General features: G+C 63.5%; 25 protein-coding genes. 13 read left to right on the top strand and 12 right to left on the bottom strand.

Going from position 1 to position 21,554, the window contains the following annotated elements:
• Window positions 1-33 precede the first annotated feature (33 nt).
• A complete protein-coding gene (locus tag C444_RS09365; protein WP_004592502.1) occupies window positions 34-1,740 on the bottom strand; it encodes a histidine kinase N-terminal 7TM domain-containing protein in 1,707 nt (568 codons plus the stop codon).
• Between the two features lie 27 nt (window positions 1,741-1,767).
• On the opposite strand from C444_RS09365, the gene C444_RS09360 reads away from it, so the two are divergent.
• Complete coding sequence (locus tag C444_RS09360) at window positions 1,768-2,091, top strand: DUF5827 family protein (protein WP_004592501.1); 324 nt, start codon at window positions 1,768-1,770, stop codon at window positions 2,089-2,091.
• A complete protein-coding gene (locus C444_RS09355; RefSeq protein WP_004592500.1) occupies window positions 2,088-2,912 on the top strand; it encodes a hypothetical protein in 825 nt (274 codons plus the stop codon). The genes C444_RS09360 and C444_RS09355 overlap by 4 nt, the downstream gene beginning before the upstream one ends.
• 21 nt (window positions 2,913-2,933) lie before the next feature.
• Here the strand turns inward: C444_RS09355 and C444_RS09350 are convergent, their stop codons facing one another.
• On the bottom strand, window positions 2,934-3,509 hold the full coding sequence (locus tag C444_RS09350; RefSeq protein ID WP_004592499.1) for an MBL fold metallo-hydrolase: 576 nt from the start codon (window positions 3,507-3,509) through the stop codon (window positions 2,934-2,936).
• A gap of 122 nt (window positions 3,510-3,631) precedes the next feature.
• On the opposite strand from C444_RS09350, the gene C444_RS09345 reads away from it, so the two are divergent.
• The 5 genes from C444_RS09345 (at window position 3,632) to C444_RS09330 (ending at window position 6,624) form a co-directional block, all read left to right on the top strand.
• A complete protein-coding gene (locus C444_RS09345) occupies window positions 3,632-4,216 on the top strand; it encodes a response regulator transcription factor (protein WP_004592498.1) in 585 nt (194 codons plus the stop codon).
• A gap of 10 nt (window positions 4,217-4,226) precedes the next feature.
• The gene (locus C444_RS09340; protein WP_004592497.1) at window positions 4,227-4,886 is read left to right on the top strand and encodes an RAD55 family ATPase; all 660 of its coding nucleotides are present in this window, start codon (window positions 4,227-4,229) and stop codon (window positions 4,884-4,886) included.
• An 82-nt stretch (window positions 4,887-4,968) separates the two neighbouring features.
• The gene (gene thyX, locus C444_RS09335) at window positions 4,969-5,712 is read left to right on the top strand and encodes an FAD-dependent thymidylate synthase (RefSeq protein ID WP_004592496.1); all 744 of its coding nucleotides are present in this window, start codon (window positions 4,969-4,971) and stop codon (window positions 5,710-5,712) included.
• Window positions 5,713-5,910: 198 nt separating this feature from the next.
• Complete coding sequence (locus tag C444_RS22320) at window positions 5,911-6,084, top strand: DUF7556 family protein (protein ID WP_154021034.1); 174 nt, start codon at window positions 5,911-5,913, stop codon at window positions 6,082-6,084.
• A gap of 135 nt (window positions 6,085-6,219) precedes the next feature.
• Window positions 6,220-6,624, top strand: a complete 405-nt coding sequence (locus C444_RS09330; RefSeq protein ID WP_004592495.1) for a translation initiation factor IF-2 subunit beta — start codon at window positions 6,220-6,222, stop codon at window positions 6,622-6,624.
• On the opposite strand, the gene C444_RS09325 is transcribed toward C444_RS09330, so the two are convergent.
• The 6 genes from C444_RS09325 to C444_RS09300 all read right to left on the bottom strand — a co-directional run bounded on the left by C444_RS09325 (window position 6,625) and on the right by C444_RS09300 (window position 10,033).
• Window positions 6,625-6,804: a DUF7836 family putative zinc-binding protein gene (locus C444_RS09325; RefSeq protein ID WP_004515550.1), complete on the bottom strand. Its 180-nt coding sequence runs from the start codon at window positions 6,802-6,804 to the stop codon at window positions 6,625-6,627.
• A 73-nt stretch (window positions 6,805-6,877) separates the two neighbouring features.
• The gene (locus C444_RS09320) at window positions 6,878-7,846 is read right to left on the bottom strand and encodes a transcription initiation factor IIB (protein WP_004592494.1); all 969 of its coding nucleotides are present in this window, start codon (window positions 7,844-7,846) and stop codon (window positions 6,878-6,880) included.
• Between the two features lie 472 nt (window positions 7,847-8,318).
• Window positions 8,319-8,621, bottom strand: a complete 303-nt coding sequence (locus C444_RS09315; protein WP_004592493.1) for a hypothetical protein — start codon at window positions 8,619-8,621, stop codon at window positions 8,319-8,321.
• Window positions 8,622-8,676: 55 nt separating this feature from the next.
• On the bottom strand, window positions 8,677-8,952 hold the full coding sequence (locus tag C444_RS09310) for a winged helix-turn-helix domain-containing protein (RefSeq protein ID WP_004592492.1): 276 nt from the start codon (window positions 8,950-8,952) through the stop codon (window positions 8,677-8,679).
• 200 nt (window positions 8,953-9,152) lie between these two features.
• A complete protein-coding gene (locus C444_RS09305) occupies window positions 9,153-9,674 on the bottom strand; it encodes a fasciclin domain-containing protein (RefSeq protein ID WP_004592491.1) in 522 nt (173 codons plus the stop codon).
• A 74-nt stretch (window positions 9,675-9,748) separates the two neighbouring features.
• The gene (locus C444_RS09300; protein ID WP_004592490.1) at window positions 9,749-10,033 is read right to left on the bottom strand and encodes a DUF357 domain-containing protein; all 285 of its coding nucleotides are present in this window, start codon (window positions 10,031-10,033) and stop codon (window positions 9,749-9,751) included.
• 101 nt (window positions 10,034-10,134) lie between these two features.
• Here C444_RS09300 and C444_RS09295 point away from each other — a divergent pair, with 101 nt between their 5' ends.
• Entirely contained in the window at window positions 10,135-11,184 is a 1,050-nt protein-coding gene (locus tag C444_RS09295; protein WP_004592489.1) for an NAD(P)/FAD-dependent oxidoreductase, read from the top strand.
• 62 nt (window positions 11,185-11,246) lie between these two features.
• Complete coding sequence (locus C444_RS09290; protein WP_004592488.1) at window positions 11,247-11,534, top strand: DUF7545 family protein; 288 nt, start codon at window positions 11,247-11,249, stop codon at window positions 11,532-11,534.
• Window positions 11,535-11,550: 16 nt separating this feature from the next.
• Here the strand turns inward: C444_RS09290 and C444_RS09285 are convergent, their stop codons facing one another.
• Together C444_RS09285 and C444_RS09280 are read right to left on the bottom strand one after the other, a co-directional pair.
• On the bottom strand, window positions 11,551-12,210 hold the full coding sequence (locus C444_RS09285; protein WP_004592487.1) for a 2,5-diamino-6-(ribosylamino)-4(3H)-pyrimidinone 5'-phosphate reductase: 660 nt from the start codon (window positions 12,208-12,210) through the stop codon (window positions 11,551-11,553).
• A 44-nt stretch (window positions 12,211-12,254) separates the two neighbouring features.
• Window positions 12,255-12,713: a hypothetical protein gene (locus C444_RS09280; protein ID WP_004592486.1), complete on the bottom strand. Its 459-nt coding sequence runs from the start codon at window positions 12,711-12,713 to the stop codon at window positions 12,255-12,257.
• Between the two features lie 243 nt (window positions 12,714-12,956).
• Between C444_RS09280 and C444_RS09275 the strand changes: the two genes are divergently transcribed.
• From C444_RS09275 to C444_RS09265, 3 genes are all read left to right on the top strand, one after another.
• Window positions 12,957-14,237, top strand: coding sequence for a Single-stranded DNA binding protein (locus C444_RS09275; RefSeq protein ID WP_004592485.1), 1,281 nt, complete (start codon window positions 12,957-12,959; stop codon window positions 14,235-14,237).
• Window positions 14,234-15,982 (top strand): hypothetical protein, encoded by a 1,749-nt coding sequence (locus tag C444_RS09270; RefSeq protein ID WP_004592484.1) that lies wholly within the window; start codon window positions 14,234-14,236, stop codon window positions 15,980-15,982. The genes C444_RS09275 and C444_RS09270 overlap by 4 nt, the downstream gene beginning before the upstream one ends.
• Window positions 15,983-16,067: 85 nt before the next feature.
• Complete coding sequence (locus tag C444_RS09265) at window positions 16,068-16,817, top strand: metallophosphoesterase (protein WP_004592483.1); 750 nt, start codon at window positions 16,068-16,070, stop codon at window positions 16,815-16,817.
• A gap of 19 nt (window positions 16,818-16,836) precedes the next feature.
• Here the strand turns inward: C444_RS09265 and C444_RS09260 are convergent, their stop codons facing one another.
• Window positions 16,837-17,685: a class 1 fructose-bisphosphatase gene (locus C444_RS09260; RefSeq protein ID WP_004592479.1), complete on the bottom strand. Its 849-nt coding sequence runs from the start codon at window positions 17,683-17,685 to the stop codon at window positions 16,837-16,839.
• A 176-nt stretch (window positions 17,686-17,861) separates the two neighbouring features.
• Here C444_RS09260 and C444_RS09255 point away from each other — a divergent pair, with 176 nt between their 5' ends.
• Window positions 17,862-20,696, top strand: a complete 2,835-nt coding sequence (locus C444_RS09255; protein WP_004592477.1) for a DEAD/DEAH box helicase — start codon at window positions 17,862-17,864, stop codon at window positions 20,694-20,696.
• A gap of 16 nt (window positions 20,697-20,712) precedes the next feature.
• On the opposite strand, the gene C444_RS09250 is transcribed toward C444_RS09255, so the two are convergent.
• Window positions 20,713-21,456 carry a sporulation protein gene (locus tag C444_RS09250; RefSeq protein ID WP_004592475.1) on the bottom strand — a complete coding sequence of 248 codons (744 nt, stop codon included), beginning with the start codon at window positions 21,454-21,456 and terminating at the stop codon, window positions 20,713-20,715.
• Window positions 21,457-21,554: the final 98 nt, after the last annotated feature.

The following is a 21,554-nucleotide window of genomic DNA, read 5'->3' as shown; positions in this document are numbered from 1 at the left end:
TCACGGTCGGGCGGGCCTTATACTGTCGACTGCTTAGGACGGGGTCTCAGACAGCTGTGTCGGCCTTGTTTCGAGCCCTGAAATAACGAGTTTTGCGCCGCCGGATCGACTCTCCCTCATCTCGACGTCCCACCCGTGGGACTCGACGACGTGCTGGACGATGGCCAGTCCGAGACCGGTTCCCGACTCGGAACTGGTGACGCCGTGCGTGAATATCTCCTCCCGTTCCTCGGGCGGCACACCGGGACCGTCGTCACTGATTGTGAACCCGTCCGGGGTGGCGTCGACACGTATCGTCACCGCCGCGTCGGACTTGACTCCATTGGACGACCGGTTCGTGGAGCCGTGCTCCACGCTGTTCCGAAACACGTTCTCGAACAGTTGGAGAAGCTGGTCGCGGTCGCCGGTGATCTCCCTATCGCCGTCGATTCGCAGGGTCGCCGCTCCGGTGTCAACGTGGCCCCAGGCCGCCTTCGCCAGCGCCGAAAGCTGTAGCTCGACCCGGTCTGTTGTCTTCTCATCGCGGGCGAAGGCGAGCACCTCGTCGATGAGGCTACTCATCCGGTCGTGGGCCGCTTCGACGCGGTCGAACTCCTCGGGGTCGTTCCGTTCCCGGGCCAGCGCCAGTCGGCCCGAAGCTACGTTCAGCGGGTTCCGAAGGTCGTGTGAGAGGACGGCGGCGAACTGGTCGAGCTGCTGGTTTCGGCGTTCGAGCTCTCGCTCCCGCTGTTTCTGCTCAGTGATCTCGTGGACGAGAAAGACGTGCCCGACCAGCGCGTCACGGGCGTCATGCAGCGGAGTGAGCTGGACGTCGAAAAACCGGTCGCTCTGTTCGATGACGGCCTGCGTTTCCTCGGCATCGTCGTTCAGACCGCGGTACTTTTCGAGTAGCGCGGGCGACGTGTCGAGCGCGTCCTCGACGGATTGCCCGACGATAGTTTCGTCTCCGAGCAGGCGGCGGCCAGCGTCGTTGGCTTCGATTATCGTATCGTTCGTGTCGACGACGAACACGGTGCTGTTGAGCGACTCGACGACCTCTCGATAGGCGACCGGCGAGATGTCCAGCAGTCGTCCCCTGAAGAACGCCCACGTGAGAGTGATTCCGGTTCCCGCCAGCAACAGCGGTGTGAGTTCGATGCCGGTGTCGCCGAAGATGCTGACGACGCTCCCGAACCACGGGAGCACGATGGCCAGCAGAACGGCGTACATCTGCTTCCGGTACAGATCGCCGGAGACGAGTGCGTAGTGGATGATGAGCGCACTCGACACGGCGATGAGTGCGTAGGAGTACACCAGATGTCCCCAGAAAACAGGCCCAACTGTAATCCCCCAGCCGTACATCGCAGCGTCTGTAGGGCCGGAAATCCGGTATATCAAACCATCGGGGCCGCCAAACAGTGCCGCAAAGAACACGAGGGGTTCGACAGACAGTAACGCGACGGTCCGCCAGCCGAGATAGCGGTCGCGGTCAGTGTAGGCCAGCGCGAACACGAACAGGCCGGCTATCGCGGGCATCACGCCGACGAACACGCCGTACGCGAAACGCAGCGCCAACTCTGTCCCGCGCGTCAAGACACCGGCCGCGACACAGAGGTTCCAGATCGAGAGCCCGGCAAGCAGAACCGCGAGTGCGGTCCCGCCGGGAGAGTCACGCCGGTTCCACGCGTACACCGAAAGCGTCCCGAGGACAACGGCCACGACAAGCAGAAAAAAGGCGTACGCAACGAGCAGCGTGGCCATTACTGAACAATCCGGCCCAGCGAGTAAATGGGTTCCGGCCAGTTCGAGGGATTTACCCACTCGCTCGGCATATCGGCGGGTATGCCTGTAGACAAGCAGGAGTTCGACGAGATACTGTCGTTCGAGCTCCACGAACCCGCCGATATTCTCGATGCCGACAAACTGTACACCATCCCAGAAATCGCCCGCCTCCTGCAGGGCCTCCCGGCTGATGCCGAACTCAGCGAGGCGAACGAATCGGTGTTCATCGACTGGGCGATCCCGTGGATGATCTTCAATCAGGACGACCTCGTGATAGCCGACCCCCAGGACGACGACGTTGTCGGGCTGTACGGTCTCGCCGAGTCATGAAGCTCCTCGTCGCCGGCAGTGACCGCGTCGACGCGGGCAAGACCACGTTCAGCGTCGGCCTGCTGGAACGGACCAGCGCCCAGGGGTTCAAGCCCAGAGCGGGCAACAACTACTGGTTCGACCACGACGACTATCAGCGAGCGACGAACGAAGGGCGGCTGTACGGTAAGGACGCAAAGCGCCTCGCGGCCGCGTCGCCGAGCGATGTCGCACCGGAAGAGATCAACCCGATTCACCGCCTCTGGCACCCCTCGCCGGGGGCCGAGACGGGGCTGCTCGGCAAGGAAAACCAGCAGTTCGTCGTCGACCGGGTCGGCCACCCGAGTTCCGAGACGGGCGTCGAGTACGTCGTCAACGGGACCGTCGACATTCCAGAGTCCGTTTCTGAACGACTCCCACTTGCTAACGCGCCACGGGTCACCTCAGTCGCCGATTTCAATGACCTGATGCGGGTGATGCACGTCGAAGCACTGGAGTCGCTCGCAGCAGATATCGAAGCGACGGACCGGGCAGTCGTCGAGTCCTATGGCGACGTGGCCCGACCGCTGTCGGGCATCGAACCGGACGCCGTGGCCATCGTCGAACCGGGCCGAGCGCGTATCTACGACGGCGACAGGTACACCAAGGCCTGTCAGATCGCCACCGGCGGCCCCGGTGACGGACAACTGGAAGAACGGGTGCCAAACGTCGTCGACCTCATCGAGCAGGTCGCGGCAGTACGACTCCCCGCGCTCGACAGCGAGCAGCGCAGTGACCCGGCGGCTGTCGCCGGTGCGTACGACCACGCCTACGATGCGCTACTGGCCTGTGCGTTCGACTGAAAACTGTGCGCTGAGCCGGCCTCAGAACTTCGCAGCTTGTAGCGCCAGTTCGATGTCCTGATACGGCGCGTCGGTAACGCTCGGTCCGTGACCGGTATGCATCTCCTGTAGGTCCTCGTCGACGACCGACAGCACCCGCTCGATGCTGTCGACGAGCAGGTCCCGGTTACCCTCATCGAGGTCCGTCCGGCCGAAGCTCCCGTTGGCGAACACGAGGTCGCCGGCGAACAGGACGCCGGCGTCATCCGAGTAGAAGCAGAGATGGTCGTTCTTGTGGCCGGGCGTGTGCAGCGCCCGGTAGTCGTGGTCGCCCAACTGTATCGTCTCGTCGTCGTCGATAGCGTGTTCGATTCCGTCCTGCTCTGTGTCGTAGCCGTATACCGGCACGTCGAAGGCGTCGACGACGCTGTCGAGGTTCTCGACGTGGTCGTAGTGGGTGTGGGTGACGGCGACAGCGTCGATGCCGTCGACCTGCTCTTCGACAGCCGACACCACGTCGAACTCGTTGCCGACGTCCACCAGCACGGTTCGGTCCCCGGTGACGAGGAACACGTTGCTCGTGAAGGCCTGTTGCCCACGGGCGAGATTTCGAATCATTACCCGCCTATTGACTGTCGCCCCGGATGTGGGTATCGTTCTGTCACCGGCCGAGACGCGCTACACGCCCGCACCCACAGGGCTATGTACGTGGATATGCAAACGGGGGATAGTAGAACATTATGTCAGATTCGGACCTACCTGTGGTGCTTATCGTCGAAGACGAACCAGATGTTGCCGAGACGTACAAACTGTGGCTACAACAGGAGTACGAGGTCCGCATGGCACAGAACGGCGACGAGGGCCTGGAGCAACTGGACGCGGATGTCGACGTCGTGCTGCTCGACCGGATGATGCCCGGCCTCTCCGGGGATGAAGTGCTTGAGCGCATTCGCGAGCGTGACCTTGGCTGCCGGGTGGCGATGGTCACCGCCGTCGAGCCGGATTTCGATATTCTGGAGATGGGCTTTGATGCATACCTCTCGAAGCCGATCCGGAGCGAACAGCTCCACGAGACGGTCGACAATCTGCTCGACCGCTCCGAGTACGACTCCCTGCTGCAGGAGTACTACGCACTCGTCGAGAAGCAGGCGACGCTTGAAGCGACGAAGTCGAGCGCAGAGCTGGCGGAGAGCGGTCAGTACGACGAACTAACCCAGAGAGTCACGGAGATGCGAGACGACCTCTCGGAGACACTCGGTGGCATCGAAGACGACTCCGATTTCATCGCAACGCTTCGCGGACTGAGCGACGATGAAGACAACTGAGCGACAAACAATGTATGATCTCACCTCAGTACTAGAGTTCGATGCGCTCAGTGAGGTCCGGCCAGGGTCTAGCATCCTGATCTCCGGCCCAGCAATGAGCGGGAAGGAACGACTCGCATACGATATTCTCGCCGACGGGTTGGACAAGGGTGACGGCGCGGTGGTCGTGACGACCGGTGACGGCGCGGGCAGCGTCGTCGAGGAGTTCCGGTCGCTCGTGCCCGACCTCGACGACTCCCAGCTCGGCGTCATCGACTGTCGCGGCGAGGGTGGCACGGACGAGGAGGCAATCGGCAACGCACACACACACCACGTCTCTTCACCCGGTGATCTCACCGGCATCGGTATCGGCATCACGAAAGCACTGGAGGGGCTGCACAACGCCGGCAACGAACAGGGCCGTCTGGCCCTCGTCTCGCTGTCGACGATGCTGACGTACACGGACAAGAAGACCGTGTTCAAGTTCTGTCACGTGCTGTCCTCGCGGCTGGACTCCGCGGGCTACATCGGCGTGTTCACCATCGATTCGGGAGCCCATGACGACCAGACCCTGCAGGTCATCAAGCAGGCGTTCGACGGAATGATCGACGTGCGCGACGCCGAGGGCGGCGGCCGCGAGGCCCGCGTGCTCGGCCTCGCCGGCGAGCCGACCGACTGGCAGGATATCTAAGCACGGAGCCATCCACAGGTGGTCCGAACGCCCTGTCGGTCCGGGAAGGAAGTATTTTGCCGCTCCGGTTCACCCACCCGATATGGACGTAAAGCTGCTCGAAGCCACAGACGACCCCGAGGATCTCATCTGCAAGGCAGCACGCAACGACTACAGCGACACCTCAGTCGGCAGCCAGTCGTTCGAAGCGACGATGGCTGAGGTCGACGGCGACACCCTCGACGATAAAAAGGAGACGCTCATCGGGCATCTGCTCGACCACGGCCACTTCGGCCCCTTCGAACACGCACAGGCCACCTTCGCCGTGGAAGGCGTTTCCCGCTCCTGTATGGCCCAAATCACCCGTCACCGGCACGTCTCCTTCGACGTGCAGTCGATGCGGTACGTCTCCTTCGACGACGTGGACCCCGAAGCCGTCCGTGAGGGGGAGCTGGTCGTGACGCCGCCGTCCGCGACGGACCCGGACTGGATCGGCCGGAATCAGCAGAAGGCCAGCGTCTCGGACGAGGAGTTCGAAGAACGTACGGAGATATTCAAAGACACCATTGAGCAGGCGGTCGAATCGTATCAGGAACTCCTTGAACTCGGAATGCCGCCGGAAGACGCCCGGTTCGTGCTGCCTATCGGCACCAAGGTGAACATCGTGATGTCGATGAACGCCCGGATGCTGATGCATGTCGCGGATATGCGAGCCGCGGCGGACGCACAGTGGGAGATTCGGGAGATGACCGAGGAGATGCTCGACCTGGCCGCCGACTGGTGTCCCAAGACCTTCGAGTACTACGAGCGGGAGATGAAGGGGCGCAAGAACCGCCTCGCCCCCTGACAGTTCCGGCACGTTTCGTGGTAATTCAGAACGGCTGTCTCCGGCTGAGAGCACCGTCGATTGTCGAATCGACCTTGATACTCACAACGGCAATAGCAATACTCAAGGTGTTTTGTTGCGTAAGCGGTCGGATTTCGGAGTATCAAAAGACGAAACGAGTACGACACATTCATTACCGCACATCCTAGATGAACAATTGTGTCTTACGAGGTTGAACGTCCCACCCGTCGGTCGGGAACTGCGTCTGATGTGATGTGTGCTGTCGACGATGTCGACGGCCAGCAGCGGTTCGTCATCGCCGATATTGCCCACGATGACACCTGGATTTCGATGGTAGCGGACGAGACCTGTACACTTACAGCCTGGCGATAGCGGACGACCACTGGCTGATACGGATTGTTGTGGATCACTTCCGGATAGTCCCAGCCTTGAGGTCGACCCGGACCGGTAAATCGCCCCAACAATCCGTATGAAAAGTTTTTGTTGACCGCTCTGTGACGTAGGAGTATGGAATACGACGATATGCTCGACCGGGCGATGGAGGAGACGCCCGAGATCGACGGTACAAGCGATCGGTTCGAGGTCCCCGATCCGGACGTCCGGCAGGAAGGGAACGTCACCGTCTACGAGAACTTCCAGTCGACGTGTTCCCGGCTCGGACGCGAGGACGATCACGTGATGAAGTTCCTCCAGAACGACCTCGGGACAAGCGGCCACATCGACGAGAGCGATCGAGCACGACTGACCGGTGAGTTCGATGCCGACCGTATCCAGGCGTCCATCGACGAGTACGTCGACGAGTTCGTGCTCTGCTCGGAGTGTGGACTGCCGGACACGCAACTGGAACGGGAACAGGGTGCGCTGTTGCTCCGCTGTGAGGCGTGTGGCGCACGCTCGGCGACGAGCGAGTAGTTACTGCAGTCCTTTCAGCGTCTGCAAGTCGTTTTCCGTGCGGGTGAAAACAGCGAGCCGATGGCTCGCGTGACAGTTCGGGCAGTGGAACGTCGTGTCGTGTCGCGGCAAATCTGTCGGCGTCGATTCCCAGTCTTTCTTACACTCAGGACAGAGCAATCGCACGTACGCTTCCTCCATGTATGTTACTCACACACATAGCCAATGATAAAAAGCCTTGTCGTCTCCCCATTAGTCTGCCTTCACCCGGGCGTCAGGCCGGAAGGTCTTCGGCTTCGAGGAGTTCCTTGTAGCGGTTTCGAATAGTCACTTCAGAGATGTCAGCGACGTCGCTGACCTGACTCTGTGTGACCTTCTCGTTGGTCAGCAACGCGGCGGCGTAGACGGCCGCAGCGGCGATGCCGACTGGCGATTTGCCCGAAAGCATCCCCGATTGACGAGCACCTTCGACGAGGTCGCGGGCCTGTCGCTGGGTCTCCTCGCTGAGTCCGAGGTCGGAGATGAACCGCGGGAGGTAGTGTTCCGGGTCCGCCGGCTGGACTTCGAGGCTGAGTTCTCGGACGATGTAGCGGTAGGTCCGCGTGAGTTCCATCTTTTCGACGCGGGAGACGCGGGCCATCTCGTCCAGCGACCGGGGATTCCCGGCCATACGGGCGGCCGCGTAGAGCGCGGACGTGGCGACGCCCTCAATGGAGCGACCCGGAAGCAGGTCGTCACCGAGCGCGCGGCGATAGATGACGCTGGATGTCTCGCGGACGTTCTGGGGGAGCCCCAGTGCAGAGGCCATCCGGTCGATCTCGCCAAGCGCCTGCTTGAGATTGCGCTCCTTGGAGTCACGGGTCCGGAACCGCTCGTTCCAAGTCCGGAGCCGCTGCATCTTCTGGCGCTGCTCGCTGGAGAGGGAGCGCCCGTAGGCGTCCTTGTTCTGCCAGCCGATGTTCGTCGAGAGGCCCTTGTCGTGCATCATGTTCGTCGTCGGCGCGCCGACGCGGGATTTGCGGTCCTTCTCTGCGGAGTTGAACGCCCGCCACTCCGGTCCGTGGTCGATCTCGTCTTCCTCGACGACCAGCCCACAGTCTTCACAGACTGTTTCGCCGTGCTCAGTGTCCGTAACGACGTTCCCACTACATTCGGGGCAGGTCTCTACAGCCTCCTGCTCTGTCGATTCGGTGATTTGCTCGTCTCGTTCTCGTGTGCTTGTCCGCGTTGTTGATTCACTCATGATTGGAAGTCCTGTTCTGCCGGGTGCAGAAATTTTAAGACTGTTTGGGGATTTGTCTTACCCTATAGTTAGTCCGTAAAGTATATAAATCTTTCGCCGTGTTTCGGACCGAACCGCGGGACAGCGGAGTGATAGGGTATAACATGACCTGGTGAAGAGGTATATAACGTTGGCGGTTACTGCCACCAGCCGTGCGTACCGCACAATCGGGGGACTGCAACGCCGCGTGACTCTGTCGGTGCCCTGCTGAACGGCCATCCCTCACACTGTGACAGTCACTCTGGTGAGAACGGCGAATGGGTCCCGGAATTACCGGGTCAGCGGGAGTCACAGTGTGGTTCCGCACATCGTGGGGGAGTGATGAGATATAAAAAGCGATGTTACCAGTCGATACAGCTTGGTTAGAATTACGCACCAGATACATACATTCATGCAGCGACAGCCCCCGTCTGAGGGGTATCGTGGTGACTGCTCAGTCGAGCGAAATCCACGCCAGAAACAGTAGTCCACCGAGTTCCAGTATCGCGACAAACGTCATCGCGCGGCCGGCGACGGGGGCGGCGCTTCGCAACAACACGGCGACCTCCGGATCAAGGACATAATAGTAGACGGACAGGCAGTTCTCGGCGAGCAACAGGAGGCCGAAGACGGTCAGTCCCAGCGCGTGTTTTGAGCGTACCGCTAGGTAGTTCCGGGCCCAGACTGACAGCAGCACCAGCAGCACAGCTATATTAAGCGCGGAGGCGACACTCGCCGCGGTCATCCAGACTGCCATCTGTGCCCCCCTATGCCGGCTCGTGGTAAAACTCCGTTCTTGCTTTCAGCCATTGTCACTCGATCTCCGCGATAATTTCCTCAATGGTGTCCCAGTACTGTTCGGTCCTGTCTGTCAACATGTAGACTGAACCGTAGTCGCCGCCGGTGTTGTCAACGACGCCGTTGTCCAACAGCACGTCGAGGTGGTGCCGGACAGTTTTGTAGTCAAGGTTGAGGTCCTCCGCCAGTTGGTTGGCATTCCGGGGCCGTCGCTTGAGGGCCCTGAGGATACGGGCTCTGTTTGGCCCCCCACGGGTCCCGGAGAGAACGTACCAGAGGACACCCTCCATCAGCGAACCTATCTCTCCGGTCACACGTATATCCTCTGGCCGAATCCATGATAGCTGCCTACGACCGAAACCGGGGCAGCCAGACATCAGCGGAAGTGACGGGGATTGGGTCGATCCGGCGGAGCAAGGGGTAGGTAGACATCGGGAGAGAGCCGTTCCGGTCAGTTGTCATGACCACGCAGACTGTAGTGTGCCCCGGCCTATGGGAGCAAGACACCGGCGCCATCGACGTTGTCGCCGTTGATCGCGTGGATGTATCCATTCGAGGCTTCGATGTTCGTCTCGAAGATTTTGGCCTGGCCGCCGTTGAGAACAGTCCCATCGACATATATTTTCGCTCCGTTCAGTGTCGGCACCTCGTCGGAGGTGGTGACCGATTCGGCGTCACGGCGGCCCGGCGCAACGTGGTACGTAAGGATTTCCGCGAGGTCGTCTCGGTTCAACAGCTGCTCCTTGCTAATACCTAAGTCACTCAGCAAGTTGTCGAACGACGCATCGGTTGGCGCAAACACTGTCAGTTGTCTGTTTCCGTCGAGCGTCTCCACAAGGTCTGCTTCATCCAGTGCCGCAACCAAAATCTTGAATCGGCCGTCATTCGAGGCAATGTCAGCAATCGTCTCGCCGTCTCTCGGCGGCGCGGCACTCACGGTACTGACGCCACCGACTGCGACCGCTGTTCCGGCACCGATACTCCGTAGGACACCGCGTCTGGTCCGTTTCATGGAAACCCATGCGAGTCAGAGGATTGTTGACACTTAATCGGTTTCCGAACTGGGACCCAAATTCGACCATAGTTTCAGACCGTAAATAGGTGTCCCTCGGTCGGCACGTCGAACAGGCCGATGCGTGCGCCTGCGTCCAGCCACGCGTGCCCGTACGAGAACGACGCCAGCGCGTTCACGAGGTCGTCGTCGTCTCTAAAGTGACGCCCATCTTTCAGATATGACGCCGCCATCTCCTCACAGTCCAGGGCCGCGTCGTGCATTGGCGTCCCTTCAGGGGGTGCGACTGATGCCGCGTCAAGTGCCTCCGCGAGCAGTCCCTCGTAGCGGTCGGTCTTCTCTTCGAGATCGGCGGCCATACCCCCAGCGAGTGGCGGCAGCGGCCTAAGCGTGTCGCCACGGTTCGAGTTCGGCGCACGACAACACAAGCTAAATACGGCCCGGTAGTCTAACTTGGCTAATGACAGAATCGGTCGAACACCGACGACTCATCGTCGCTGGCACGGGCGCAGCGGGACTGACAGCGGCCATCTACGCCGCCAGAAGCAACAACGATCCGCTCGTTCTGGAAGGCGACGAACCCGGCGGGCAGCTCACGCTGACCAGCGAAGTGGAGAACTTCCCCGGTTTCCCGGAGGGTCTCTCCGGTCCGGACCTCATCAACAATATGAAAGAGCAGGCACAGCGCTTCGGCGCTGAACTCGAACACGGTATCGTCGCCGATATCGACGACAGCGAACGGCCGTTCCGCGTTGAACTGTCGAACGGCGACGTCTACACCTGTGACGCCTTCATCGCCGCGTCCGGAGCCAGCGCCCGGACGCTGGGCGTCCCCGGCGAGGACGAGCTGATGGGCTACGGCGTCTCGACGTGTGCGACCTGCGACGGCGCGTTCTTCCGCGGCGAGGACATGCTCGTTGTCGGCGGCGGCGACGCGGCCATGGAAGAGGCCCACTTCCTCACGAAGTTCGCCGACACCGTCTACATCGCACACCGCCGCGAGGAGTTCCGCGCAGAGGACTACTGGATCGACCGCGTCCAGCAGAAGGTCGACGAAGGTGAAATCGAGATCATGCGCAACACCGAACTGCTGGAAATGCACGGCTCCCCCGAGGACGGGGTCGACCACGTCACTCTCGCACGGAACGACGAGGGTCATCCCAGCGAGAAGCTCGACGACGACGGGACCGAAACCTTCGACTTCGACGTCGGAGCAGTCTTCATCGCTATCGGCCATACCCCGAACACCGACTATCTCGAAGACACCGGTGTCGAACTGGACGACACCGGCTACATCCAGACCCACGGCGGCACCGGCGGCGACCAGACCGCAACCGACGTGAACGGTATCTTCGGTGCCGGCGACGTGGTCGACTACCACTATCAACAGGCCGTCACCGCCGCTGGGATGGGCTGTAAGGCTGCTATCGACGCCGACGAGTACCTCGAATCACAGGCCGAGGCCGCAGCCGAGGCGGGGTCCGAAGCCACTGTGGAAGCCGACGACTAAGGCACCTGCTTCCCCGTTCCCACATCCACAGACCCTTTAGGATAGCCCCCGGAATCGATGGCATGGCAACCGACACTGTCACGCTGACTATCGACGACGGCGAAGAGACCGACGAACTCACAGTCCCGAGCGAACTCGTGGATATCCTCCGCGAGTCACCGGACGAGACGGACCCGCAGGTCGTCGGCGACATCGCGATGTTCGGCATGACCCAGCGGATTCACAGCGCTGTCCACCACGCACAGGGCGAGCCGGACGAGCAGATCGTCGCGCTCGAAGAGGAGACCAGCGAGTTGTTCGAGGAGCGCTTCGGCCAGTCCTTCGCCGAGCTGACCGGCCACGACCACTAATTCTGCCGGCCAGTTCTCAGAACTCCCAGTGAAGTACCACGCCGTCGTCGACTCGTTCGACGCCGGCCAGCTCCGGCTCCGGGAAGTCCTCGATGAAGCCGTCGCCATCGGCCAGCGTCGGCGCGTCGCGGCCGCCGATGACTTTCGGACCGATGTAAACGAATAGCTCATCGACCAGCGCCTCCTCTAACAGGCCGAAGATGAGTTCGCCGCCGCCTTCGACCATGAGCTGGTCGATCCCGTCGCCTTCTAGCTTCGCGAGCGTCGTCGTCAGATCGACCCGGTCTTGCCCGGCAGCGATAACGTACGCGCCGGCGTCTTCCATCTCTTCGATAAAGTCCGGCGGGGCGGCCTCGCTGACGAGGAGGTAGGTCTGTGCGCGGCCGTCAAGCACTGTGGCGTCCGGTGGCGTACGGATACGCGAGTCGGCAATGACGCGCGCTGGGTTTTCCGGGTCGCCGCGGTCGGCCCGGGCAGCGCGACGGTCGGCGTCGTCGACCGTCAGCGAGGGGTCGTCGGCGAGAATCGTGCCGACACCGACCATCACAGCGTCGCTGTCGGCTCGGAGCTGATCGACGCGGTCGAAATCGTCCGGGCCGGAGATGGCGATCTGTTCGCGGCGGCGGGAAGAGAGTTTCCCGTCGGCACTCATGGCGGCGTTGACGACGACGTGCATACTCGTTCGTGCCGGCGATACGTCAAACGGCTTTTGGGTTACGTTCAGGTGGAGGTCGTCTCAGGGCGCTTCGAGAGCTTTCGGACGTCGAGTTTCTTTACCGTGCCGTCGGTAGTTTTCAGCTTCAGCACCGTCTTTTTCAGCACCAGTTCTTCGACGTCAAGCGTCGTTTCAGTGGTCCAGCCCCGGAGTCTGACCAGCCCTTCCTCGTCGATTTCGAGGAACGTCCGAGGCTTGCGCTGTGAACCCATCGTCCACTCCTTGTCGCCGATGGAGAGTTCCTGCCCGCCGCTTTTCGACCAGCGGAACACACAGGCGAACTGCTCGCGGGGTTCGTCCGCACGGTCGTGGTCGACGCGGGTCCACTGCTCGAAGTCGACGCCGAAGTGGGCGGCCCACAGCTCCAGATACTCGAAATCGAACTTCTTCTTGCCGTCGTTGTTCCGACCGCTCCGCCAGATGACGTGTGCCTCCGACGGCTTCGACCCGAACATACTGCCCATAGTCAGGCCCCCGAGAGGCTGCTTTCGTTATTGCGTTCGATACCACGCTCACCGACTAGCCGACTATCCCCAATAACGGACTTTTTGGCCGTTTGAAACGTCCCAACACAGTCAGCGCTCATATCCTGAGAGATTACAGTATCACAAATAAGAATTGTGGGCGATTTTGCCCAGGTGTGAACCACCGTGTCGCACAGGGCCGGCCGAAAACGCTTTTGAGTGCTCCCGTCGAACCGTCGGTCGATGTCTCTCGAAGACCATGCCGAGGAGCTCGCCTCCGACCTCGGTGTTGACAAAGAGGAGGTCACACGCGACCTGGAAAACCTCGTGAACTACTCCGTCCCGATGGACGAGGCCAAGCAGAGCCTCAGGCGGAAGTACGGGGACGGCGGCTCGGGCGGCGACGGCACGCCGTCGAGCAAGGCCATCAACGAGGTCTCGACCGACGACTCGAACGTGACAGTTACGGCCGTGGTGCTCACGTCGGGCCGCCGGTCCATCCAGTACAACGGGGAACAGCACGTCATCCGCGAGGGCGAACTCGCCGACGAGACGGGGAAGATATCCTACACTGCCTGGGACGGTTTCTCGGGCGAACTCCAGCCCGGCCAGACCGTCCGGCTCGGCAACGCCGGCGTCCGCGAGTGGGACGGCCAGCCGGAGCTTAATCTGGGCGACAGCACCAACCCCGAAGTCGTCGACGAGACCCTCGACATCGACTACGAGGTCGGCGGCCGCGCTGCGCTACAGGACCTCGCACCGGGCGACCGTGGGATCACCGTCGAGGTGCAGGTGCTGGAATGCGAACAGAAGGTCATCGACGGCCGCGACGGCGAGACGACGATTCTCAGCGGCGTCCTCGGCGACGAGAGCGGCCGCCTTCCGTTCACCGACTGGGAGCCCCACGACGAGATCGAGGAAGGGGCGTCCGTGCGCCTCGAAGAGACGTTCGTCCGCGAGTTCCGCGGCGCGCCGTCAGTGAACGTCTCCGAGTTCTCCACGGTGACCGCGCTGGACCGCACGGTCGAGGTCGCCGAATCGGCACCCCGGATGTCCATCCGCGAGGCCGTCGAGAGCGGCGGCCTGTTCGACGTGGAACTGGCCGGCAACGTCATCGAGGTGCGGGACGGCTCCGGCCTCATCGAGCGCTGTCCGGAGTGTGGCCGCGTCATTCAGAACGGCCAGTGCCGCTCCCACGGCGCGGTCGACGGCGAGGACGACCTGCGGACGAAGGCCATCCTCGACGACGGGACCGACACCGTCACCGCGGTGCTCGACGACGAACTCACCGCCCGGGTGTACGGCGGCGACCTCGACGACGCCCGCGAGCACGCTCGCGACGAAATGGATAAGGAAGTCGTTGCTGAGCGCATCAGCGACCGCATCGTCGGCCGCGAGTACGTGGTCCGCGGGTCGCTGTCGGTCGACGAGTACGGTGCGAACCTCACTGCCTCGACCTTCGCCGAGGCCGACGACGACCCCGCAACGCGTGCGCGGACCCTCCTACAGGAGGCAGATACATGAGCGAGTCCGGCGACAGCGGCCCCGGCCGTCGGGAGGTCGCCCATCGGCTGTTCGCCGCGGAGTTCGACGACGCCGACTTCTCGTACTCGGAGTCCGACGAGGAGCGCGCCCCGAACTACGTCGTCACGCCGACCGGTGCGCGGGTCAATCGCCTGTTCCTCGTCGGCGTCCTCACCGAACTCGAACAGGTCAACGACGACGTGCTGCGCGCCCGTGTCGTGGACCCGACCGGCCCGTTCGTCATCTACGCCGGCCAGTACCAGCCCGACGAGTTGGCCTTCCTCGAAGCCGCCGACCCGCCGATGTTCGTCGCCGTCACGGGCAAGGCCCGCACCTTCCAGCCCGACGACAGCGACAGGGTGTTCACCTCGGTGCGGCCCGAGAGTATCAGCGAAGTCGACGCGGACACGCGCGACCGCTGGGTCGTGCAGGCCGCCGAACAGACCGTCTCGCGCATCGGCCGGATGGCCAGCGCGAAGCAGGCCGGCCTGACCGGCGACGAACTCAGGCTCGCGCTGCTGGACCAGGGCATCGACGAGAGCGCCGCGACCGGAATCACGCTCGCGCTGGATCACTACGGCACCACCGGCGACTACCTCGACGCGCTCCGAACAACGGCGCTCGACGCCGCTCGCGTCGTCGCTGGCGACACGGACGAAGCGGAGGGGCTGTCGCTGTCGCCGGGCGACGGGACCGACGACCCGATACCGCTACTTTCCTCCCTCGACCTCGATACTGACGTTTCCACGCCGGAGACGACGGCGGACGAGGGAGGCACGGAGACGGCTGACGCACCGGCAACGGAGTCAGGAGCCAGCGAACCGGCGGCGGAGACGACGGCTGACGAGTCAGTGACCGAGCAGACCGGGAGCGACACGGCCACGGATATCGGAGCCGACGGGCCGACGACCGGGACGGCGTCCGAGGACGCCACGGCTGAAACGACAACCGATGCGGAACCGACGGCCTCGGAGACGAGTTCAGCCTCCGGAACCGAAACGGCGGACAGCGAACCCGAAACATCGACTGCGGCTGCGTCAGCAAGTGAGCCGGAGCCGTCGTCCGACACCGGCGTCGATGCGAGCAGCGAGTCGCTGGATGTGAGCAATTCCGACGCCACTTCCACCGAGCCAGAGACAGCTACGTCGACGGCAACGGACAGCGACACGGCGACGACGGACGCGGACGACGACCTTGGCGAGTTCGATCCGGAGTTCGAACTGGACGAGGACGAGCGAGAGGAGATCGAGCAGGAGTACGGCACCGATTTCCAGACCGGTACGGAGGTCAACGAACCCGGCGAGGCCGGCATCGAGACGCCGGACCCCGACGAGGAGGTGCCCGCCGAGGCGGACGCGGGCACGTCGGCAGAGAGTGAGCCGGAAACGGAGCCCACGACGGAGGCGACGCCGGAGCCAGAGCCCGAACCGGAAGAAGAGACGGCACCGGCGTCAGAATCTGAAACGACCCAATCCGAGACGGAAACGGACACAGAACCCACATCCGAAAGTGACGGGGCGGACGACGGCGACGCGGAGCCGGCCGAGGACGTGGACCTCGAAGACGCCGTGATGGAGGTCATGGACGAACTCGACGACGGCAGCGGGGCCGACCGCGAGGAACTGCTGGCGGCGGTCGTCGACCGCTACGGGGCCGACGCCGATGCGGTGGACGATGCCATTCAGGACGCCCTGATGGGCGGTCGGTGTTACGAGCCCGACGACGGCAAGCTCAAACCGATATAAACGAACGACGGCGCACAGCCGGTTCCGAGATCGATCTGGAACCGAGCCGCGGTGCTTTTCTCGCCTGACGGCCAACACAGGAGCGATGCGTGTCGAACCGCTTCCCGGCGTGCCAGCCGCGACAGTCGACGCCGACGGGGAGCGACTGCTGGCGGTCGCGGACTACCACGCCGGCATCGAGGCGGGGCTCAGATACGAGGGCGTCGAACTCCAGTCGGCCGCAGAGGACCGCCGGGAGCAGTTGCTGACGTGTCTAAACCGTGCCCGCGCCGACCGGCTGGTGATCGTCGGCGACCTGGGTCACGCCATCGGCGACCCGTTCGACGACGAGCGGGCGGAACTCGAAACGCTGTTCGAAGCGCTGGAGGTGCCGGTGACGCTGGTGAAGGGGAACCACGACGGCAGCCTGGAGTCGGTCCTGAACGACTTCGACGCCGACATCGAGGTGACGCCGGGACACGGGACCCGAATCGGTCCGGTCGGGTTCGCCCACGGCCACACTTGGCCCGCGCCGGACGTGCTCGGAGCAGACGTTCTCTGTGTGGGCCACGAGCACCCGGTCGTCCGACTGGAGGACAGTGTCGGCGGGGCCCAGAAGGAGCGGGCCTGGCTCCGCGGCTCGCTGGCGAGTGCGCCCTTTTCCGAGCAGTTCGGCCAGCCGGTCGAGGACGCGCCGGATATCGTCGTCTTCCCGGCGTTTAACGACCGCTCCGGAGGGACGTGGGTTAACGTCGACGGGCAGGAGTTCCTCGCACCGTTCCTGCCCGAGGGCATGGCGGCTGCCGAGGCGTTCCTGCTCGATGGCACGCGGTTAGGGGCCTACCGGCAGGTCTGAGCCGGCTGGCTGTACCCGCTTATCCGTCTGAGAGCGCCGCTTCGAGTTCGTCGACCAGTTCGGTGTTACCGAGGAACGTCGGCGTCCGGTCGTGGATACCGTCCGGGTCGACGTCGAGTAAGGACTGCGACCCATCGCTGGAAGCGCCACCGGCTGCCTCGACGAGGTACGCGAGCGGCGCTGATTCGAAGTGGACCCGGAGTTTGCCGTTCGGGTACCCCGACGTCGCCGGATATCCGAACAGCCCACCGTACTCGAGGACCTGCGCCAGATCGGCAACGGTCGCCCCGCCGTAGCGGAGTTTCATGTCCCGCTCGAAGGACTGCGCGATGTCGTTGAACGCATCACTGCGCTCGCCAGTCTTGCCCGCTAGACCGACTACTGTCGCCTCAGATGGTAGCTTGAACTGCCCCCAGCGCTCGCTGTGCCCGTCTCGGAGGAGGTGCTCCTGGACGACATCGCGGTCGGATCGAGCGATTGTCAGCGTCGTGTACGGGCCGTACAGCACCATCAGCGACGCAACCATCTCCCGACCCGACGCTGGCAGTTCGGCGTCGTAGATGCCGATTATCGTCCCCACGGAGTTGTTCGAGGCGAGATTCGAGGAGCCGTCGAGCGGGTCGATGGCGACGCTGTAGCCCTCGCCGCAGTCGACCACGTCGCTGCGCTCTTCGCTCGCGTACGCGCCGATACCGTCGATATACGCGAGTGCGTCGAAAAACAGGTCGTCGGCCCACACGTCGCCACCGACCTGTTTCTCCCCGCTCGGGTTCTCACCGGCCGCTCTGTTGGCGTAGTTCGCCAGGTTGCCGCTGACGTAATGCGCCGTATCCTTGACCGCCCGTTCGATCTCGTCGAGCGTGTTCACGGACCATCACCGGCCGAAGTTACACAGGCGTCAGTCATAGTCGACATATCCCAGGGCAGCGACATAAGGCTGTATCCGCCGAGCACCCGCAACGCACACAGCGCCCCGGTTACCGACCGCGTACGAGAATGGGTGACACAACGTGTTTAACCCGGTGTAGTCGCTAGAGAGGGTCGATGACTGACGGGGTCGCTCGCGGCGATGACGCCTTCACTGCGCTCGGGCCAGCGGTGCGGAGCGCCCTCTCCGAGCGGGGCTTCACAACGCCGACCGACCCACAGCGGAAGGCGATTCCCACCCTGGCCGCCGGGCGGGACACGCTAGTCGTCGCCCCGACCGGAACCGGGAAGACGGAGACAGCGATGTTGCCGGTCTTCGACGCGCTAGCCGAGTCCGAGGACCGCTTTGGTATCGGCGCGCTATATATCACGCCGCTCCGAGCGCTGAACCGCGACATGCGCCAGCGCCTCGACTGGTGGGGCGAGACGCTTGGCCTCGAAGTCGACGTTCGCCACGGAGATACGACGGACTACCAGCGCCAGAAGCAGGCTGACGACCCGCCGGACGTACTCGTGACCACGCCGGAGACGCTCCAGGCGATGCTCACCGGGTCGAAGCTCCGGACAGCGCTGGAAGATGTCGAGCATATCGTCATCGACGAGGTCCACGAACTCGCCGCGGCCAAACGCGGCGCACAGTTGACGGTCGGTCTGGAACGCCTGCGGGAACTGTCCGGGCGGTTCCAGCGCATCGGGCTCTCGGCGACCGTCGGCGACCCACACGAGGTCGGCCGGTTTCTCACCGGCGGTCGGTCGTGTGCCATCGTAGAGGTAGACATCGGCAGTCGGCTGGACATCGAAGTAGTCCGGCCTCAGATTACCGACCGCGACGAGGAGCTGTCGAGCACGCTCGTCACCGATGCCGGGACGGCCAGCCACGTCCGCTACATCGCGGACCTCATCGACGACCACGAGTCTGTCCTGCTGTTTGTCAACACCCGCCAGACGGCAGAGGCGCTGGGCTCGCGGTTCAAAGAGCTGGGAACCGATCTGGGCGTCCACCACGGCTCGCTGTCGAAGGAGGCCCGCATCGACGTGGAAGACCGGTTCAAGGCCGGCGACCTCGACGCCCTGCTGTGTACCTCCTCGATGGAACTGGGCATCGACGTGGGCCACGTCGACCACGTCGTCCAGTACGGCAGCCCCCGGCAGGTGTCCCGCCTCGTCCAACGGGTCGGCCGCGCCGGCCACCGCCGCGACCTCGTCTCCTCGGGGACGGTCGTCACGACGGACACCGACGACACGCTGGAGGCGCTGGCGATTGCGAGACAGGCCGAAGCCGGCGACGTCGAGCCGGCCGAGATCCACGACGGCAGCCTCGATACAGTCGCCAACCAGATCGCCGGGCTGGTGATGGATACCGGCGAAATCCGGGCGATGCGGGCCTTCGAGATACTGACCCGCGCGTACCCGTTCCGGGACCTCGACGAGAGCCAGTTCAAGCAGGTCATCGAGGAACTCGCGGCGAACAACGTCATCTGGCTGGACGAGGATCGGGACACCCTGGAGAAGCGCCGCGGGACTTGGCAGTACTTCTACCAGAACCTCTCGATGATTCCCGACGAGGCCACCTACGACGTGGAGGACGTGGCCTCGGGCCAGCAGGTCGGAACCCTCGATGAAAAGTTCGTCGTCAACTTCGCCACGCCCGGCGAGGTGTTCGTCCAGCGCGGGGAGATGTGGCGCATCACGAATATCGACGAAGAGGAGGAGGTCGTGACCGTCTCGCCCATCGAGGACCCCGCTGGCGAGGTTCCTTCCTGGGTCGGCCAGGAGATCCCCGTTCCCAGAGCCGTCGCCGCGGAAGTCGGCGAATTGCGTCGAGTCGCCGGTCGACAGCTACAGGACGGGGCAGACACCGACGCCGTCGCCAAGGACGTCGCCACTCGCTACGCCGCCGGCCCGGAAACCGTCGCCGACGGGCTCTCGCAGGTCGAAAAGCACGAGGGGCCGATCCCCGACGACACGACCGTCGTGGTGGAGTTCCACGGCCGGGAGGTCATCGTCAACGCCTGTTACGGCCACAAGATCAACGAGACGCTGGGGCGGGTCCTCTCGGCCTTGCTCGGCCAGCGAGCGGGCTCGTCGGTCGCGATGGACGTCGATCCCTACCGGATCACCCTGGAGGTCCCCAGACGTATCACCGCCGGCGACGTCATCGAGGTCATCGAGGACACCGACCCCGACCACCTCCCGGCGCTGGTCGAACTCAGCCTCAAGAACGCCGACGCGCTGAAGTTCAAGCTCGCGCAGGTGGCGACGAAGTTCGGCTCGCTCAAGCGCTGGCGCGGCCGCGGCTCGACGGACTTCGGCCGCGACCGCCTGCTGGCGGCCCTGGAGGACACGCCGATGTACGACGAAGCCCTGCGCGAGGTGCGCCACGAGGACTTGGCTATCGAGGCGACGGCCGCCCTCCTCCGGGACATCCAGAGCGGCGACGTGGCGCTGGAAACCGTCGGCGAGCACACCGCCATCGGGACCGGCGGGAGTTCTTCCGGGCGGGAACTGCTCTCCCCGGAGAACGCCGACGCGAGCGTCATCAAGACCGTCAAGGAGCGCATCCAGAGCGACCGGGTCATTCTCATGTGCCTCCACTGCAAGGACTGGGACCGGAAACAGCAGGTCAAACGTGTGCGCGACCAGCCCTCCTGCCCGCAGTGTGGCTCGACCCGCATCGCCGCGCTAAATCCCTGGGCCGAGGAAGTCGTCTCAGCTGTCCGGACCGACGACAAGGACGAGGAACAGGAGAAAATGACCGAGCGGGCCTACCGCTCAGGGTCGCTGGTCCAGAGCCACGGGAAGCGGGCGGTGATCGCGCTCGCGGCCCGCGGCGTCGGACCGCACAACGCCGCCCGAATCATCAACCGCCTGCGGGAGGACGAAGACGAGTTCTACCGGGACATTCTGCGCCAAGAGCGGGAGTACGCACGGACGCAGTCGTTCTGGGGCTAACAAGGACGCCTGTGTTTCAGCTCAAGTCCCGGATCGACTCCGCGAGTCGCGGTTCGACAGCGCCTGGGTCGGGATCAGGCGCCTCGACCGTGAGTTTCGTGTGTCGCTCATCGGTATCGGTCATTTCCGAGAGCAGTCCGCCGCTGCGGTCGACCTCGACGTACACCGTCAGCCGGTCGTCACCGAACACGGGAACAATTTCGACTTCGTCGACCTGGCCGTCGAACTCGCCGCACTGTGGCCGGAACTCGAACTCCTGGACGAAGGTCGCAGAGGTGATAAACAGGCTCCCGGCCGTCGCCTCACAGGCCGAGGCGTGGAGCGAGAAGCCGAGCGAATCGAGCGCGTCGAACACCGCTTGCGTGCGGGGCGTGGGTTCGACCTCGATGTAGTCCTCGTCGCCGGGGTCGACTGCCATCGAGATGTCGAGGCCGGTCTCGATTTCGACGGCCGTCGAGCGCGTGGTCACCGGCGTCTCGCGCGGGATGTCGATTGTGGTCTCGAAGCGGCGTTCCTCGTCGGCCTCGATGGTGAACGGCTCGGTGAGCTGCCACTGGTCGATGATCGCGTCCTTGTATCCCTCGTCGGATTTGTACTCAGTTTCCAGTGCGAAGTAGACCGCGTCGATTTCCTGGGCCGTCGACCCGCCCTCGACGCGGACCTCAACCTGTACCGACTCGCCGGCTCTGACGGTGTCTGTCGGCAGTACCGTATCGACCGTGGCCGCGCCAATCCCGATTCTGGAGAGCACGTCTTTCATTGCTATTGTGCAATTCGCCCGTCATGTCGTATAAACTTCAGGGAGGACTATGGACGAAAGAATCAGCGACCGCCGGGTAACTCAAGCCCCTTGACACG

Source organism: Haloarcula japonica DSM 6131 (genome assembly GCF_000336635.1).
GTDB lineage: Archaea > Halobacteriota > Halobacteria > Halobacteriales > Haloarculaceae > Haloarcula > Haloarcula japonica.
This window is presented reverse-complemented; position numbering and strand designations above follow the sequence as displayed.